Below are 15,451 nucleotides of genomic sequence, written 5' to 3'. Positions count from 1 at the left end.
TGCTACCTCTAATCCTGTCATGAGTTCACCTGATAAAGATATGCTCTATAGCCCTCTATCTCTCCCTCCAGACGATAGCGCCTACCGTTGATGGTTGCTACAGGGATTATTTTTTTAATGTGCAGCAATGAATCCACCGTGTCTTTATACTGTTCGTTTCTCTGAGCGTCTGTAAACAATATCATATCTCCCTTGTTCAGAGCTGTCACCAGCCTGTCAGGACTTCTGCATATCTTGAATTCCAGGCGCTGGTATCCGATTTTATTCCGGTCTATCGGGAAATCTCTCTGGCAAAAGAACAGCGTTTTATCCTTATCAAACTGATTGCCCTTATTTACAGCATCCAGTAATTGTATATTCAAATCTTTTACGCTATCAGCGAAGCCATATCTATATGTATACAATGAGTATACCGAAGGAGACACCGATCTGACATTCTGCCATATTATCTGCGACAAGCTGAACAATAAAACCAAGGCGATAAAAATCTTTTTTCTGTAGCCCGAGAGATAATTCAAAAAACAAGAGAGATTAAACAGTACAAAGAGTATCATTAATGCAAAAATCATTGCCTGAACAGCGGCCGCCTTTCGCGTTACGAATAAGAATAAGAAAGACAGCAAAAAAATAAGATAGGTTGATAATACGTGTGTGATAAATTTGCCCTTGTCTCTCTTTAGCTTCTTAAAGTAGGCATATATTGAAAATAATATCCCGCCGACTGTAAAAAATGACAATAAATTGTTCGCTATAAGGTTATTTATCCATTCTCCTGCATTCAGCAAAAATCCGACATTCCTGCTGGAAACTGAACTGCGAAGGCCTAAATTCAAACTCTGCGAAAAATCGTACACCGAGTGCACAAGCTGATTGCTTGTCAAAAACGGCATATCAAATATTAGGAAAAAAAACATAAAGATAGGGGATAACCGTGCAAACTGAAACAGATAATCCATTAAAACACCCTGTCCTTGATCACTTCGCGAAAATTTTTGCTTTATCCGGAATAAAAATTTTATTGCCGCACAATATAAAACTATTCCGGCAATCGCAAGGATTAGACTGACAGCAATTCCGGATTTTTGATTTAAGAACAAAACAATTTCGTATGCCCTCTTCTTCAAGGCAGGCAGTCCGCTGATAAAAACCGGGTCAAAAATCGGCTCGCCATTCTCAATTAATATAGCAATGGCGTTTCTTATCGCTAAAAGCTGCACGAAATATAATATAACGACAGAACCGATAACTGCCCAAAATGTATATTTTAAATTTAATAACTCACCCTCAATTTCTTTTCCTTTGAGCATCACTGCATATGTTATGGGAAACAGCATAAAGGCGCTCCACCATTTTACTGCAGCTCCCAGAGCAGCGGCTGTCAATGCAACCAACAGCCATCTCCTGTTTGCCGTCTCATAAAATAAACACGCAGCAGAAAGAGAAATAAGAATGCACAACAAAACAACATTCGGGTCAGGTTTAATAAATGAAAAATACTGAACAAAAAGAGGCGAACTCATCATTATAAGAATAAACAATGAGGCCCCCGCAGAATTGCCGGTATACCGTTTAAATAGAAATCTTATCACAACAAATGAGGATAGCCCGCATAATAAATGAATAATTACAAGAAAATAATAAGCATGAATCGGATTTGGGTTTGATAAAAATAATTCATATACCTTAAAGAACGGTATTAAGAGCCAAAGTTCGCTTCCGTAGTCTGCATGCCCGCTGTTGAGCATCTCTATGCCGGTATAGTTTAAGTTCAGCAGAAATCTCTCAACCTGGTAGATTAAATCATGATGAAAAAAAGCAAGCCAGTTAAAATCCCTGAATGGGAATATCCATGAATACAATTGCAAACCAAAAACAACTATTAATAAAACAAAAAATAATACCGGTTCTATATATCTTAAAGCGCTCTCCTTCATGCAATATCTTTCAGCTACATGTTATATATTGCCGACTTGTACAGCCTCAGGTTTTCCTTCAGCGAGAACCATCCGACAGTTTCTCTGAGCCCCTGCTCTAAAGTCACAGCCGGCGACCATTTGGTGAGGGATTTGATTTTTGTGTTATCGCCAAGTAATCGTTCCACTTCGCTTTTCCCCGGCCTGACCCTGTGATTTTCCTTCAATATCGCGGCGCCAGGGTTAATCATCTCTATAAGTTTCCCTGCAATATCGGCTATGGATATCTCTGTCTGCGTTGCAATATTGATTTCTTCGCCTATGACATTATCTGATTTCGCTATTTCGATAAATCCTTCAACAGTATCCTTAACAAAAACGAAGTCTCTCGTCGGATGCAGCGCCCCGAGTTTTATCTCTCTCTGGCCGTTCAGAAGCTGTATGATGACTGTTGGGATGACAGCCCTGGCAGATTGCCTGGGCCCGTATGTATTAAAGGGCCTTGCAATGACAAGCGGCAAATTAAAACTCCGGTGAAACGATTCAGCCAATGCGTCGGCAGCAATCTTAGTGGCTGAATAAGGGGATTGCGCCTGTTTGGGATGGTTTTCGTCTATCGGCACGTATCTGGCCGTCCCGTATACTTCGCTTGTTGAGGTGTGAATGAGTTTTTGACATCCGCTTTCAACAGCGGCATGACAGATATTCAGCGTGCCCTTGATATTGGTATCAACATAACTGCCGCATGCCTGATACGAATAGGGGATTGCTATTAAAGCGGCAAGATGAAATACTACATCTACATTTTTAAGAATGCCCATACAATAATGAGGGTCCCTCACATCCCCCTTAAGAACTTCAATATCATTCAGGCAGTCAATGCTCTCAAGCCATCCCCAGTAATTAAAAGAATTATATTGAGACAATGCTTTGACCTTTCCGCATTCCCGAACGAGTCTTTCGGTTAAATGCGAACCTATAAAGCCGTCCGCTCCTGTTATCAGAACCGTTTTTGAATTTAAATCCATAAACCTATCTCCGTCATCAGCGTATTTTTTCTATTTTTTATGAAACAACTCTTTAATTTTCCAGCCAATTAGGGTTAGCCCGCCTATCATGATTACTTTCAGTTCCTGCAGACTGCGAATCTGGGTAAGATATTTAAAAATGATTCTTGGCCGTAGATAGAAGCTCCAAAATGCTTTTTTATTCCATTGTATCAATTCTTCCTTGGTGAGGCCGTGGGGAATAAAAATCGGTTCTCTGAACACACTCATCTTCTTCCAGTCTCTATCAAATGTACCGTATTTCTCGGCAATTTGATACAGCTCGGTACCGGGGAATGGAATCATAAACTGGGTTTTAAAATCATCCACCTTTATTTTTTTATTGAACTTGATAGTCTCCTTAATAGTCTCTATGGTTTCAAGGGGATGCCCTATTATATTAAAAGAAATAGTTTTAATCCCGGCTTTTCTGGTTATCTTTACAGCCTGCTCTATCTTTTCAAGCGTCACCTTTTTTTTCTCAAAATCATGAATCTTTTGCGAGCCCGTTTCAACACCAAAGGCAATGGACCAGCAGCCTGCTTTTTTCATCAGACGGAGAGAATCAGGGTCAATCGAATCAACTCTTGCCAGACAAGACCATGTAATGGGTAATTTCTCCTCTATGATTTGATTGCATATCTCCCTCAGCCTTCCTTTGTGTCCGATAAAATTGTCATCTGCTATCCTGAAATGACAGATACCATATTTAAAATGCATCGTCTTTATCATGTCCAGAACATAACCAGCGCTATGGAGTCTCATTTTATTGCCAAAGACCTTTCTATCACAATAGATACATTGGAAAGGACATCCGCGCGAAGTAATAATAGTGGCGGTTCTCCCGCTGTGCATAGTCCAAGGCGGGGCAAAATAGTATTTTCTTATATCAGGAAGCAGATCCCATGCCGGAAGCGGCAGGGTATCGATATCCATAATAAAATCCCTGCGTTGAGTAACGGTGACTTTATCACCATCACGGTAAGCGAGGCCCTGAAGACCTGAGAGTCCCGTCATGCCGCTCTTTCCAAGTGAATTCAACAGGTCTATTATAGTACTCTCGCCTTCTCCTATAACACCAATATCTATAGCAGGGAATAGCTCCATTGTTTCGAGAGGGACCGCAGTTATATGAGGGCCTCCTAAAATAGTGATAATATCAGGCCTGACACTTTTTACTTTTTGAGCTAAATCTGAAGCTCCAAAAATATCTAAAGTGCACGCTGTTATTCCGACATACTTCGGATTCTTCTCTTTTATCAGTGCAATAACATCATCATTGCTTAATCGCAGGGCAAGGGCATCTATGATTTCCGCATTATAACCATTTTGTTTGACAACCGCCGCAAGCCAGCATAACCCGTTTGTCAATTCAATATAACCGAATTTTGACAAATAGCCGAATTCTTCATCCAGCGAATGATAAATCCTTATAAAAACAACATCCGTCATTCTAATCCGCCTCTCGCCTGCTTTTAACGGCCTTTTTGTATTTTAACATTTCATATACCATATGAACTGGAGTATATAAACTCACCGTAGATTTCCCCGCAGTTCTATCAATATATTCAATAGGCATTTCAACAGGCAAGATGCCTTTTCTCCTCAGTTCCAATATTATCTCTGCATCAATAAACCATCCATTTGAGATTAAATCTAATTCTTGGATATGACTTCGCTTGAAAATCTTAAAAGAAAAATTTACATCCCGCACATCTAAGCCAAAAAAAACCTTTAAAAGTAACTTATAGCCTATATGATATAGCTGCCTGATGAATGCCCCTTTTTTGTTCATATTATAATACGACCATCTGAATTTTCTTTCTTTTGCGCCAATTCTATATCCTATCACACAGTCGTTTTCCAAAAGTATAGGAATAGCCTTCCTGAAATATTCAGTATCAAACGGGCTGTCGGCTTCCAGATGACATATCAAATCCTTCCGGCATTTGGCATAACCCAATCTTAGGGCTGAGCCCATGCCTTCTCTTCTTTCCTGATGAAATGCATAAACATTTCCCCGGTCTTTTATAATCTCGTTAATCCTCTGCCATGTCCCGTCTGTGCTGCCGCTCTCAATTATTATTATTTCGTAATTCATCAAAAGCTTTTTAAATACATCCTCAGCCCGGCTGATAATTTCTGCGACATTATCCTCTTCGTTATACATGGGGATAATGCAGGATATTGACAATTCGCTATCTATTTTCATTTCCTGCCCACTATAATTACGGATGGCCCAAAAGGCAAATTTATGTATTTTAACAGGAACGCCTCAAGATATAAATATGCCTTTAAAATACTATTGAGAGTCTTGGGAATACCTGCCAACTTTGCATATTGTCTCATGAATTTATTCTCTAACTTTACAACTAAATAAAACACAGGCAACATAATCATATTCCAATAAGAAGCCTTCAAAATCTCGAAACCGCATTTCTTACATTTATTAATCAATTGACTGCGCCTATATCTCCTAACCCCGCCTACGCTGATATTATGTTTTGACTGTAAAAAATTGAACGCTGCTTCGTCAATAATAATAATGCCTCCTTTTTTTAGCACTCTGTACGATTCCATTATGGCTGCATCATCACTCTTGACACCCTCGTTGTATAAGACACCTAATGTTGTTATCAGGTCAAAGGATTCATCTTTGAAGGGCAGGTTACATACGTCGGCGCAGAGCAAGTTCTGATGTCCTCTCGTCTTGGTGAGAGTTATTGCAATTTCCGAAGCATCTATACCCACGGGCACAGCATGTTCCCTAATATCGTTCAGGACAATTCCCGTTCCACATCCGATATCTAAAGCAATTGCACTATCCGTTTTCTTAAAAAACTTGGCAATAAGATTACGAACAATTTTCCTCCTTCCAAGAAACCACCAGTAAAACTGTTCATACAAAAAATTATCTTCTAAACTTTTCTTATCCAAAGATAAACCATACCGTAATTGACATGCGGATTAAGGAGGCAAAAACTCAACATTCTATTTCATCGCAATTAAAAATATGCCTGCTAAACATAAGGCTATGCCGATTACATGCTGCAGACTGAGGGATTCCTGCAGGACAAAAAAACTTCCGGCAATTGAAACGACAAAAAAAAGCGATTGCGCAATCGGAAGAGCCACATTGAGTTTATACTTTGACAAAATGTAAATCCAGAGCAGGAATCCCAAAACATATAATGACATGCCGGCTATAAATTTGAATTCAAAGATAATCTGAAATGCCCCTTCAAAACTTATTTTTTTATCTGTGAGCGCTGATTTCAAAATTACCATGCCTGCCGCACTGAGCAGGACATGCACTGAAAAAATCATTATGGTAAATAAATTATTCATAACTTCACCTCAACAGTTGATTTATCTTATCTATTGACCTCAAACCACAGGCATAACTCAATTTAATCAAGATTTATCTACAAACAGGTTTATAGTTCTTATAACCTTTTTAACAGCTTGTTCGGTCAGTTCCGGATACATAGGCAATGCGATTATCTCGCTGCACAATTTCTCGGTCTTCGGCAAATTGCCGCGCGAATAACCTAAATATCTATTTGCTTCCTGCAGATGCAAGGGGACATGGTAATATACATTAGTCTGTATTTTGCATTTCTCCAGATAATCCATCATCTCATCTCTTCTGCCGCCTATGCACATTGAAAACACATGGTAATTACAAAACACATTATCAGGGATATGTTGAAAACTGAAATGCCTCTCATCAAGGCCTTCTCTATATTTTTTTGCTATTCTGTTGCGAAGGCCATTCATCTCATCCAGATGTTTGAGTTTTTTTCTCAGGATCGCCGCCTGCAGTTCGTCTAACCTGGAATTTATTCCGTTTATTATAATCCTATCCTTATCTATCATTCCATACATCCGCATAAGTTTTATCCTTCCCGCAATTTCAGAGTTATTGGTAACTACCGCCCCGCCGTCACCGTAACAGCCCAAATTTTTAGTCGGATAAAAGCTAAAAACCCCTATATCTCCTATAGTGCCTGCCAGAATATTCCCGATCTTGCTGCCGTGAGCCTGCGCGGCGTCTTCAATTATCGGAATATTTGGTGGAATAAGCGATCTCAATTTTTTAACGTCAACCACATTGCCGAAAATATGCACGGGGACTACTGCTTTTGTTTTATGCGTAATGAAATCAGGAATCCGTTCTATATCAATTAAAAATGTTTTCTCATCAATGTCCGCAAAAACCGGCTTTGCCCCTGCTGCGATAATTGCGGAAATAGTAGGAATAGCCGTAAATGGAGTTGTTACAACTTCATCGCCCTCTCCTATCCCTAACGCTTTTAGCGACAATATCAGTCCGTCCGTAGCATTTCCAACGCCTATTGTATGTTTACAGCCCAGGTAGCCGGAAAACTCCTCTTCAAAAAGTTCTACTTGCTCTCCCAGCGTATACCGGCCTGATATAAGAACTTTCTTTATAGCCGCATCTATCTCCTTCTTGTATTTCTTATATTGAGATTTTAAATCACACCGCCAGATCATCGCGCCCTTCCGTGCTTATCTGTTTTTCAAAATACTTTATAGTATTGGTCAATGATTTTTTTAAATCATGCAATTCAAATCCTCCAACCTTATTTTTAATTTTACTGTCGGAAAATTCTGCTTCCCCTGTATCAATATGTCTTATAGCATCCGGAAATGATTTCACTACGTATCTCCCTTTGCCGGCAATCTCAATAATAGCCTCCAAAAGATTTTTTAAAGAGACTCTTAACCCAGCAATGTTGTAAGCCTCAAAGCCTTTGAAATCATGCATGCCAAATTCAAGTATAATTTTTACCAGGTCTTTTACATATACCAGATTTTTGTGTCTGAACTCATCCCCATATATTTCTACAGTCTTCCCGTTAAGAATATCCCTTATGAAAGAACCGACAAGCCCTACATCATCACCGGTAACCCTCTGGTTTTCGCCGAAACAGTTAGCAATCCTCAGGCTTGCGGCACTGAAACCGTATTTTTTACCGTAAAACTTAAAGTAACTCTCTGCTGCCATCTTATTTATACCTTGCGGATCAATCGGGACCTGAGGCGTTTCTTCTGTAATAATCCCGGCGCCTTGCCCGTATTGCCCCCGTGAACCAAGGTAAATCAATTTTTTGTCCTCTGTTCCTTTGAGTGCATTGATTAGATGAAGATGGGAAAGAAGATTAATCTGAATATCAAGAAGCGGATAGCTGACGCCAAAATTGTGAGGCGTCAGAGCCATAGAATCAATAATAAACTCAAACCGTTCTACTATTTCTTGCAGCGAAGCAATATCCTCAATACGGGAATCGTATAGCTCAATTTCACTTAAGATTGATTGAATATTCTCTCTGCTTGCGCCTGTATGCTCAACAAATCCATCTATTATCCCGACTTTTGCTCCGCATTTAACAAGCTCTTTCGACAGATTGCTGCCGATAAAACCCGCTCCACCGGCTACCAATACCTTTTTGTCCCGATAAAAACTTAGAATCTCCTCTCTATGCTCCATCATTCTTGATTTTTAAAGTGACTGCTATATGCTATCTCTGCTTTCTTATAGTCGTCTATTCTCCCGATATCGAGCCAATATTCGTCCAGAAGATATTTTGCCACAGGCAGGCCCTTTGCAAGCATAGTCTTAATGAGATCATCCATACCAAAATACTTATTCTCTGGAATCAAATTAAGGACAGGAGGTTTCAGCACATAGATGCCAGCAATAATTTCGTTCTTAATATTTGGTTTTTCTTCAACCTGATAAACAAAATTCCCTTTGCTGTATACATTGCCAAATTCAAACGGCGTAATGATTTCCTTGGTAACAACAATAAATTCAGAATCAATAGCACAAGCAAATTGATAGAGTTTTGTAAAATCGGCTGTTGTCAGGATATCCCCGTTCATAACCATGAAGGGCTCTTTTAAGCTGTCTTTCAGCAAACTTAACGGGCCGCAGGTCCCTAACGGCATCTCTTCCTTGCTTATCACAAGCTTAACGCCTAATTTCGATCCATCGCCAAAAAAGTTCTCTATATATTCCGATTTATAGTTAGTGGCAAGAATAATCTCGTCAAAACCGTGCATTTTCAATCTGTTGATTTGAATTTCCAGTATAGATTTCTCGCCGATCGGCAATAGCGGCTTAGGAATAATTTCTGTGAAAGGCATTAAACGGGTTCCAAGCCCCCCTGCTAAGATAACTGCCTGCATAGTTCAGTCCTTAGATTTGTAGCTTATCTTTGTCATAAAAGTTCCCGCCGAAATCATCTTTTCCATGGCGGATTGCCGGAATCCCATAGCTTGTTAAGATAGTCCTTATCACGCGCTGTATCCATACACTGCCAGAACCCTTCATGTTTATAAACCTTCAGTTCGCCTTCTGATGCAAGTTTCTGCAAAGGGCCAAACTCAAAATCGCAGTTTTCTTCCACCGTAACATAATTAAACAGCCGCCGGTCAGACACAAAAAACCCGCCGTTAATTATTCCCGAGCTTAATTGCGGTTTTTCTTCAAAGTGGACTACATCGTCGCCGTCTATTTTCATTTCGCCGAACCTTGAAGGAGGATGGACTCCGGTAACAGTCCCAATTTTTCCATGTTGTACATGAAACTGCTCTATCTCCTTAATATTGACATTGCTCAATCCATCGCCATAAGTAATATGAAATATATCGCTCTTTACATATTGCTCGACACGCTTAATTCTTCCGCCTTTCAATGTATTCATGCCTGTATCCACAAAGGTTATTTCCCAGTCGGCCTCATCGCTCACTCCATGTATTTGAGGAGATTCTTCTGGATGCATTACGAGCGTAAAGTCACTTGAGAGCATCCGGTAATTATAAAAATAATTCTTTATGTATTCGCCGCGATAGCCCAAAGCAAGTATGAAACGATTATAGCCAAAAGATGCGTAATGCTTCATGATATGCCACAAGATGGGTTTGCCGCCTATCTCAACCATAGGCTTCGGCCTTGTCTCAGTCTCCTCACTGAGACGGGTGCCTTTACCGCCGCATAATATAATTACCTCATTCATATTTAGTGTCAAGCCTGCGGAATCACCATAATTTCTAATTGCTTCATTCTCATAGCTGTTGGTTTTTGTAGTATTCTATAGTCTTTCGTAAACCTTCGTCAACAGAAACGGATGGCGACCATTGCAACGTCTTCCTTGCTGAAGTTATGTCAGCAAAAAGCTCCATGTTTTCCCCATGCCGGTAAGGACGCGCCCCGAAAACAGCCCTGCCCTTGCCAATGAGATGCGCAACTTTATTGATCATATCCCTTATGCTCATTGGGATACCGGAAGCGATATTAATTATCTTGCCATTAGCCCCATCAGTCACAGCAGCTTTAATTATGCCGTCTATCACATCATCAATATAGCAGAAATCTCTTAACTGCTTTCCGCCAGTAGTTTCTACGGATTCATTCCTCAAAAAAGCGGTGATAATTTGAGGAAGAAATCTTTTTTCATCCTGTCCTGGGCCGTAAACAAGAAAAAGCCTCAATACCACGCCGGGGAAGCCTTCGGTATTAGACAGCATCTGTATAAAATGAGATGCGGCAGTTTTTGCAAAAGAATAAGGAGAAATGGGAGATTCCCTCATATATTCTTTTTGCGGTGCAGGCGCATTGCCATACTCGTCACTGCTTCCTATCTGAACAAAACCCTTAAGCTCCTCCTTATTAAGACAATCAATGAGATTCATCAACCCGATAAAATGGGATTCTATAAGCCTCCGCCCCCCTTTAAAATAAGCTGTATGATCTATATAGCCTCCAAGATTGAAAACATAATCAAATGATTTATCACGAAGAACAGCCTGCAGCTGCTTTTTATCGGAAATGTCAGCATGAATAAATTCCATATCCTTTGAAAAGGATTTTCCCGCGCTCAGCCCGATACAAGTAACAAAATGGGTATCTTTCAAACACCTCACAGCGAGATGCCTTCCAATAAAGCCGGTCCCTCCAACAATTAGAATTTTCTTTTCTCTGATAGATGCTTCCATAATTATTGCAGCCTACCCTCTATTACATGCGTCATAAATCAATTTTGTAGTTAAATCAGGACTAAAGGCGCCTATATTCTCCTTAAAACGACAAACCATCTCATTATCAGCCGCCTTGTTCATATAGCGCTCTAAGGAACTTAATGACAAGTTATTGATGTGACAAGTAAAAGCATTAGGAATTATTGAAGATCTTATGTGATAATCGTCAAAAACTCCCATCACAGGAACTCCGGTCAATAAAGCTTCATAAATAACAGTGCTGCACGCTCCAACCACTAAATCAGCTTCCTTAAAATCCTCTTGCAGAGGAAGCGAAGATATTTCAATTTTATGCAATGCCGCGGCTGCCAATACCCATAAATAATCTGTCGGCTTGAGACGTTCATAAGGATGAAGACGAAGCCGTAGAATAATGGAATTATTAAGTCCCTGCCTGAGCAGCTTAAATAGCGCCTTTAATACAACGCTATCATGGACTATAGCGGCATTGCTGACAAAAATGATTGTCCTCTTGTTATTCTGAGAGCTATGATTCACAGAAATGTTGAGCGAGGACTTCCAACTCTTGAATCTTGGGCTGCAGCATTTTAAAAATCTTGTATGCGGGTAGAAAGGCTCCAGAGCTGCCCCGATTTCATCACTATATACAAAAAAAATATCCGGCAATGGACAGTCTGCCTTCACCTCTGCTTCTTCCGGGAAATACCAAAGTTTTTCAGGCACAATTAAAGCATGCTGCGCAGTCGCTCCAAGCAATCCCTTTTCTTTTGCAACCGTCCAAATAACTTTAGAGTAAAAGTGCATTTCATGCAATGCCACAAATAGCTTGTAATCTTTAGACATAGCAATTTTATTTGTGAGATGATAAAAATCCCAGACAAAATACCACGATTGCGCCAAAAGCCATGATGCAAAGATTATCAGTGCATCCATATATTCCTTTGTCAGCTTTTTGCGCGACAATTGCTCTTTAAAATCACCTGCTACGCCTGCCAATAATTTTAGGAAGAGCGCGCTCTTAACGAAATAATTCAACACAGAAAACCGAAATCCCGAACTATTTTTTTCAGCTGAATGAGAAAAAACCAATTTATCAACAGGTTCCTCTGCCGTTTCGGCCAAATAATTTGTCTTGAAGTCATTTGCTCCATCGGTAATATTTTCAGGAATAATCAACAGAGCAGGAGAATTATTATTAATATAGCGGTAATAAAAGCCCTTATACCTGAAAAATTTATAAAGCCCTCTGATGCAAGAGAAACCGAGAGAGAAAGAATATGCAAATAACCTTGGGAGAATAGTCCTTTTATTATGGACAGGATGCCAGAATATTGATATCTCAGGATTTCTGACGCTCGCAGGAGATGTCCATATTAAAAAGTGCAGCTCCTTAGGCAACCTCTTGCTTAAGCGCACATTCAGAGCAGCGCATTCAGCGACTAATTTTTTAATGCCTTCCTGTAATTCCGTCGATTTCATTCAGTGGGGTTTGCTAAGTTATTGCTTGAATGACTGAATTCTTGCTCTACTATTCCGCCACAGTTCTAATAGAAAGTATTCAATATTAAAATTGTAGAAATCTATTCTGATCCGCAGGGCAGCTATCTTATAAAGGAAAAATTTCACAAAATATCTTATTTTCGATTTTAGATTCATTTTAGTTAAATAAGGTGATAAGTTCCATGACGCTACTCTGAATATGGTAAAAATTTTATGCCGGGATTCAAATTTCTTTGCATCGCTTATCCAAGGATAATACTTAATATTTTGATATCCGACTGTTTCACTGTATTCCTTATCGTCTATCTCTACCCACTCAAGCAAACTTTCAGGGGATTTGTAACCATATTCTGATACGGCAATTTCATAAAGTTTTGAGCCGGGGAACAAGCGAAACGGGGTCACCAAAGGCTGGCATGTCGGATATCTTTCTTTCAGCATAACAACAAATTGGTAAGTCTTCTTTATCTCATCTTCTGTTTCTCCCGGCATACCCGCCATAAAACTCAGCCTTGGAATAATCCTGGTTTTGGATAATATTTCAACAGCTTTAGTAATTGATTCCACCTTCAACCTCTTATCCAATCTGTCCAAGGTTCTCTGACTGGCGCTCTCCACCCCCATAACTGCCATTACCATTCCCGATTGCTCTAATTCTTTTATAAAACTCTCATTGATATAGTTTTCATGAAAGTAGTCTGCCCGAAGCTGAGGCCTCCATTTAATCTTGATATTGTTGGAGCGGAGCAGTTCTACAAATCTATAAATTCTTTGTTTATTGCCGAAAAAGTTTTCGTCCACCATGTGGATATAATTAGCTCCGTACTCTGACTGCAGATACTGTATCCTTTCCACTATTTCCTCAGCCGGGAGCATTTTGTATTTTCTTCCCAAAATCACATTAATGCAAAAGTTGCACCGGAAATTACAGCCGATAGAAGCATTTAACGGATAAACAATGTCAGTTTTATATTCATCGGCGAACGAGCTGTCAATAGCAATGTTATTATTTCTCGAGTAGAGTTTGTGATTCATTATTGAGAAATCGATATGGGGGATATTTGTAAAGTCATCCGGGATTTGATTGGGAAGAGTGCGATGGGCTCTCCCGCTCTCCTTATAACAAAGGCCTGTAATCTCTGAAAGGTTCGTATTTTCTGCCATGGCATTTGTAATCTGGACTATGGTAGATGCGCACTCATTGACTACACAAACATCAATCGCATTATCCAACACGGTCTGTTCAGGAAATAGCGTAGGATGCACTCCTCCCCATACAATTTTTACATCCGGACGAGCTTTCTTAATCCCTGACGAAACGAGATAGGCCCATTTAACCTGAATAGTCATGACAGAAAAGCCGATAAAAACCAAATCATCGCTAATCAGATTCAATACTTGCTGAATAGCATCATCAACATTTAAATATCTGCCGTCCACAATATGGACATCAAATTGATTTTGATGCAGAATGGTGCCCAATATCTGAACTGCATTAGCAGGAAACATTCCCGTATTTTTGAGGGGAGAGTAGAAATAAATACCGGGATTGACCAGAATGACGCTACCGCCATTAATATTGTTCTGTGCCTTCTTCATTATATCAGCTTTAATATATCCTCAGGTTTTGATGCCCTCATCACCTCAGATTTGCAAGCACCATAACCCCAGTCAGCATGTATATAATCTATGCCTGCCCTTTTTGCACATTCCATGTCTACGTCCATATCTCCTACGTATACTGTTTCAGATGGATCCCTTTGACACTTCAGCATTGCCCTGAAAAGCGGGTCCGGATTGGGTTTGCCTCTGCTTTTGCCGTCAGAACATTCAACCACGTCAAAAAGGATGTCAAGCTTTTTCAAAATCTCAAGGGTTCTGGTTTCATCTTTTGAGGTTACTATTCCTATCCTAAGACCCTTTTCCTTAATCTTTTTAATAACCTCAGGGCTGTTATCATAAAAATCTATCAAATCAATACGGCATGAGCTTGAGACATCATATACCCTTTTAATCCTGTCTGCCAGAGCGCTCAGATCCAGTTCTGCCATGATATCATTGAAAGGACGGCCTATAAGCTTTAAATAATTCTCAAACGGCACATTCAATTCAAATACGGTCTGCACGGCAAACCAGCTTAATTCCATATTCCTCTTTGAGTTAATTATTACTCCATCCAGATCGAACAACACAAGCTTATATTTAGAGCTCATTTTGCACCCTCCCGCTTCTTCAGCACCGATTCCACACGCAAAATATCATCGGCAACATCCACCGGGATTGAACCGTTATCAGAGATTTCTACCATCTTAATTTTATACCCGTTCTCTAAATATCTAAACATTTCCACGCCTTCAGATAACTCAAGGTATCCCCTGCTTAGAGATGAAAACTTTAAAATCACATCTCTTTTTATCGCATATAATCCAATCTGCCTTTTATATTTGGGGTTAGATTCTTTTGGATACGGAATAGGAGACCGGCTATAAGCCAGCGCATAGTCATCTATGGAGGTAATAACCTTGACAACATTCCCGTTCACAATATCTCCCATATCCGTGATTGCTGAAAATGCATTTACGATATCTTCTCTGTCATTCTTCACTATTTCTGAAATAACCCTGTCTATGCCGTACGGGTCAATCAGAGGTTCATCACCCTGAATATTAACAAAGACATCGCCGTCAATCCTGCCGGCAACTTCTGCCACCCTGTCAGTCCCTGTCTTGTGATTCTCTGAGGTCATTGTGGACTCGATACCATACTGATGACAAACGTCATAAATCTTATTGTCATCTGTAGCAACTATTAGCCTGTCTATATTTTCCGTCTTTCTTGCCTGATTCCAGACATGCCATACCATCGGTTTTCCGCAAATCAACGCAACCGGCTTCCCGGGAAATCTGGAAGATTTATATCTACATGGTATTACCCCTATAACCTTCATGCCGTATCTCCTCCTTG

The 15,451-nt window shown here is 39.9% G+C and carries 15 protein-coding genes; all 15 read right to left on the bottom strand.

Annotated elements, in window-relative coordinates; genetic code table 11:
* Window positions 1-17 precede the first annotated feature (17 nt).
* Entirely contained in the window at window positions 18-1,934 is a 1,917-nt protein-coding gene (locus tag HY035_10765; GenBank protein MBI3378860.1) for a hypothetical protein, read from the bottom strand.
* A 14-nt stretch (window positions 1,935-1,948) separates the two neighbouring features.
* Window positions 1,949-2,941 (bottom strand): GDP-mannose 4,6-dehydratase, encoded by a 993-nt coding sequence (locus HY035_10760; GenBank protein ID MBI3378859.1) that lies wholly within the window; start codon window positions 2,939-2,941, stop codon window positions 1,949-1,951.
* Between the two features lie 30 nt (window positions 2,942-2,971).
* Window positions 2,972-4,411, bottom strand: a complete 1,440-nt coding sequence (locus HY035_10755) for a cobalamin B12-binding domain-containing protein (GenBank protein ID MBI3378858.1) — start codon at window positions 4,409-4,411, stop codon at window positions 2,972-2,974.
* 1 nt (window position 4,412) lies between these two features.
* Window positions 4,413-5,171 carry a glycosyltransferase family 2 protein gene (locus HY035_10750; GenBank protein MBI3378857.1) on the bottom strand — a complete coding sequence of 253 codons (759 nt, stop codon included), beginning with the start codon at window positions 5,169-5,171 and terminating at the stop codon, window positions 4,413-4,415.
* Complete coding sequence (locus HY035_10745) at window positions 5,168-5,896, bottom strand: class I SAM-dependent methyltransferase (GenBank protein ID MBI3378856.1); 729 nt, start codon at window positions 5,894-5,896, stop codon at window positions 5,168-5,170. The genes HY035_10750 and HY035_10745 overlap by 4 nt, the downstream gene beginning before the upstream one ends.
* Window positions 5,897-5,950: 54 nt before the next feature.
* A complete protein-coding gene (locus HY035_10740) occupies window positions 5,951-6,307 on the bottom strand; it encodes a hypothetical protein (GenBank protein MBI3378855.1) in 357 nt (118 codons plus the stop codon).
* 66 nt (window positions 6,308-6,373) lie between these two features.
* Window positions 6,374-7,477: a DegT/DnrJ/EryC1/StrS family aminotransferase gene (locus HY035_10735; GenBank protein MBI3378854.1), complete on the bottom strand. Its 1,104-nt coding sequence runs from the start codon at window positions 7,475-7,477 to the stop codon at window positions 6,374-6,376.
* A complete protein-coding gene (locus HY035_10730) occupies window positions 7,461-8,477 on the bottom strand; it encodes an NAD-dependent epimerase/dehydratase family protein (protein ID MBI3378853.1) in 1,017 nt (338 codons plus the stop codon). The genes HY035_10735 and HY035_10730 overlap by 17 nt, the downstream gene beginning before the upstream one ends.
* Window positions 8,474-9,175: an NTP transferase domain-containing protein gene (locus tag HY035_10725; protein MBI3378852.1), complete on the bottom strand. Its 702-nt coding sequence runs from the start codon at window positions 9,173-9,175 to the stop codon at window positions 8,474-8,476. The genes HY035_10730 and HY035_10725 overlap by 4 nt, the downstream gene beginning before the upstream one ends.
* 53 nt (window positions 9,176-9,228) lie before the next feature.
* On the bottom strand, window positions 9,229-10,005 hold the full coding sequence (rfbF, locus tag HY035_10720) for a glucose-1-phosphate cytidylyltransferase (GenBank protein MBI3378851.1): 777 nt from the start codon (window positions 10,003-10,005) through the stop codon (window positions 9,229-9,231).
* A gap of 49 nt (window positions 10,006-10,054) precedes the next feature.
* Entirely contained in the window at window positions 10,055-10,984 is a 930-nt protein-coding gene (locus HY035_10715) for an NAD-dependent epimerase/dehydratase family protein (protein MBI3378850.1), read from the bottom strand.
* Between the two features lie 12 nt (window positions 10,985-10,996).
* Window positions 10,997-12,163, bottom strand: coding sequence for a hypothetical protein (locus HY035_10710; GenBank protein MBI3378849.1), 1,167 nt, complete (start codon window positions 12,161-12,163; stop codon window positions 10,997-10,999).
* 321 nt (window positions 12,164-12,484) lie between these two features.
* A complete protein-coding gene (locus tag HY035_10705) occupies window positions 12,485-14,086 on the bottom strand; it encodes a B12-binding domain-containing radical SAM protein (protein MBI3378848.1) in 1,602 nt (533 codons plus the stop codon).
* Window positions 14,086-14,700, bottom strand: a complete 615-nt coding sequence (locus HY035_10700) for an HAD family hydrolase (GenBank protein MBI3378847.1) — start codon at window positions 14,698-14,700, stop codon at window positions 14,086-14,088. The genes HY035_10705 and HY035_10700 overlap by 1 nt, the downstream gene beginning before the upstream one ends.
* Complete coding sequence (kdsB, locus tag HY035_10695) at window positions 14,697-15,434, bottom strand: 3-deoxy-manno-octulosonate cytidylyltransferase (GenBank protein ID MBI3378846.1); 738 nt, start codon at window positions 15,432-15,434, stop codon at window positions 14,697-14,699. The genes HY035_10700 and kdsB overlap by 4 nt, the downstream gene beginning before the upstream one ends.
* Window positions 15,435-15,451 lie beyond the last annotated feature (17 nt).

The organism is Nitrospirota bacterium (assembly GCA_016195565.1).
In the GTDB taxonomy this organism is placed as follows: Bacteria; Nitrospirota; Thermodesulfovibrionia; order Thermodesulfovibrionales; family UBA1546; genus UBA1546.
The sequence above is the reverse complement of the archived record's forward strand: the minus strand, read 5'-3'. Positions and strand labels throughout refer to the sequence as shown.

What these genes read in the sequence shown, in the direction of transcription:
- HY035_10765 (MBI3378860.1), bottom strand. Translation starts at nt 1,934, where the DNA reads ATGAAGGAGAGCGCTTTAAGATATATAGAACCGGTATTATTTTTTGTT.
- HY035_10705 (MBI3378848.1), bottom strand. Translation starts at nt 14,086, where the DNA reads ATGAAGAAGGCACAGAACAATATTAATGGCGGTAGCGTCATTCTGGTC.
- HY035_10715 (MBI3378850.1), bottom strand. Translation starts at nt 10,984, where the DNA reads ATGGAAGCATCTATCAGAGAAAAGAAAATTCTAATTGTTGGAGGGACC.
- HY035_10750 (MBI3378857.1), bottom strand. Translation starts at nt 5,171, where the DNA reads ATGAAAATAGATAGCGAATTGTCAATATCCTGCATTATCCCCATGTAT.
- HY035_10700 (MBI3378847.1), bottom strand. Translation starts at nt 14,700, where the DNA reads ATGAGCTCTAAATATAAGCTTGTGTTGTTCGATCTGGATGGAGTAATA.
- HY035_10755 (MBI3378858.1), bottom strand. Translation starts at nt 4,411, where the DNA reads ATGACGGATGTTGTTTTTATAAGGATTTATCATTCGCTGGATGAAGAA.
- kdsB (MBI3378846.1), bottom strand. Translation starts at nt 15,434, where the DNA reads ATGAAGGTTATAGGGGTAATACCATGTAGATATAAATCTTCCAGATTT.
- HY035_10735 (MBI3378854.1), bottom strand. Translation starts at nt 7,477, where the DNA reads ATGATCTGGCGGTGTGATTTAAAATCTCAATATAAGAAATACAAGAAG.
- rfbF (MBI3378851.1), bottom strand. Translation starts at nt 10,005, where the DNA reads ATGAATGAGGTAATTATATTATGCGGCGGTAAAGGCACCCGTCTCAGT.
- HY035_10725 (MBI3378852.1), bottom strand. Translation starts at nt 9,175, where the DNA reads ATGCAGGCAGTTATCTTAGCAGGGGGGCTTGGAACCCGTTTAATGCCT.
- HY035_10740 (MBI3378855.1), bottom strand. Translation starts at nt 6,307, where the DNA reads ATGAATAATTTATTTACCATAATGATTTTTTCAGTGCATGTCCTGCTC.
- HY035_10730 (MBI3378853.1), bottom strand. Translation starts at nt 8,477, where the DNA reads ATGATGGAGCATAGAGAGGAGATTCTAAGTTTTTATCGGGACAAAAAG.
- HY035_10760 (MBI3378859.1), bottom strand. Translation starts at nt 2,941, where the DNA reads ATGGATTTAAATTCAAAAACGGTTCTGATAACAGGAGCGGACGGCTTT.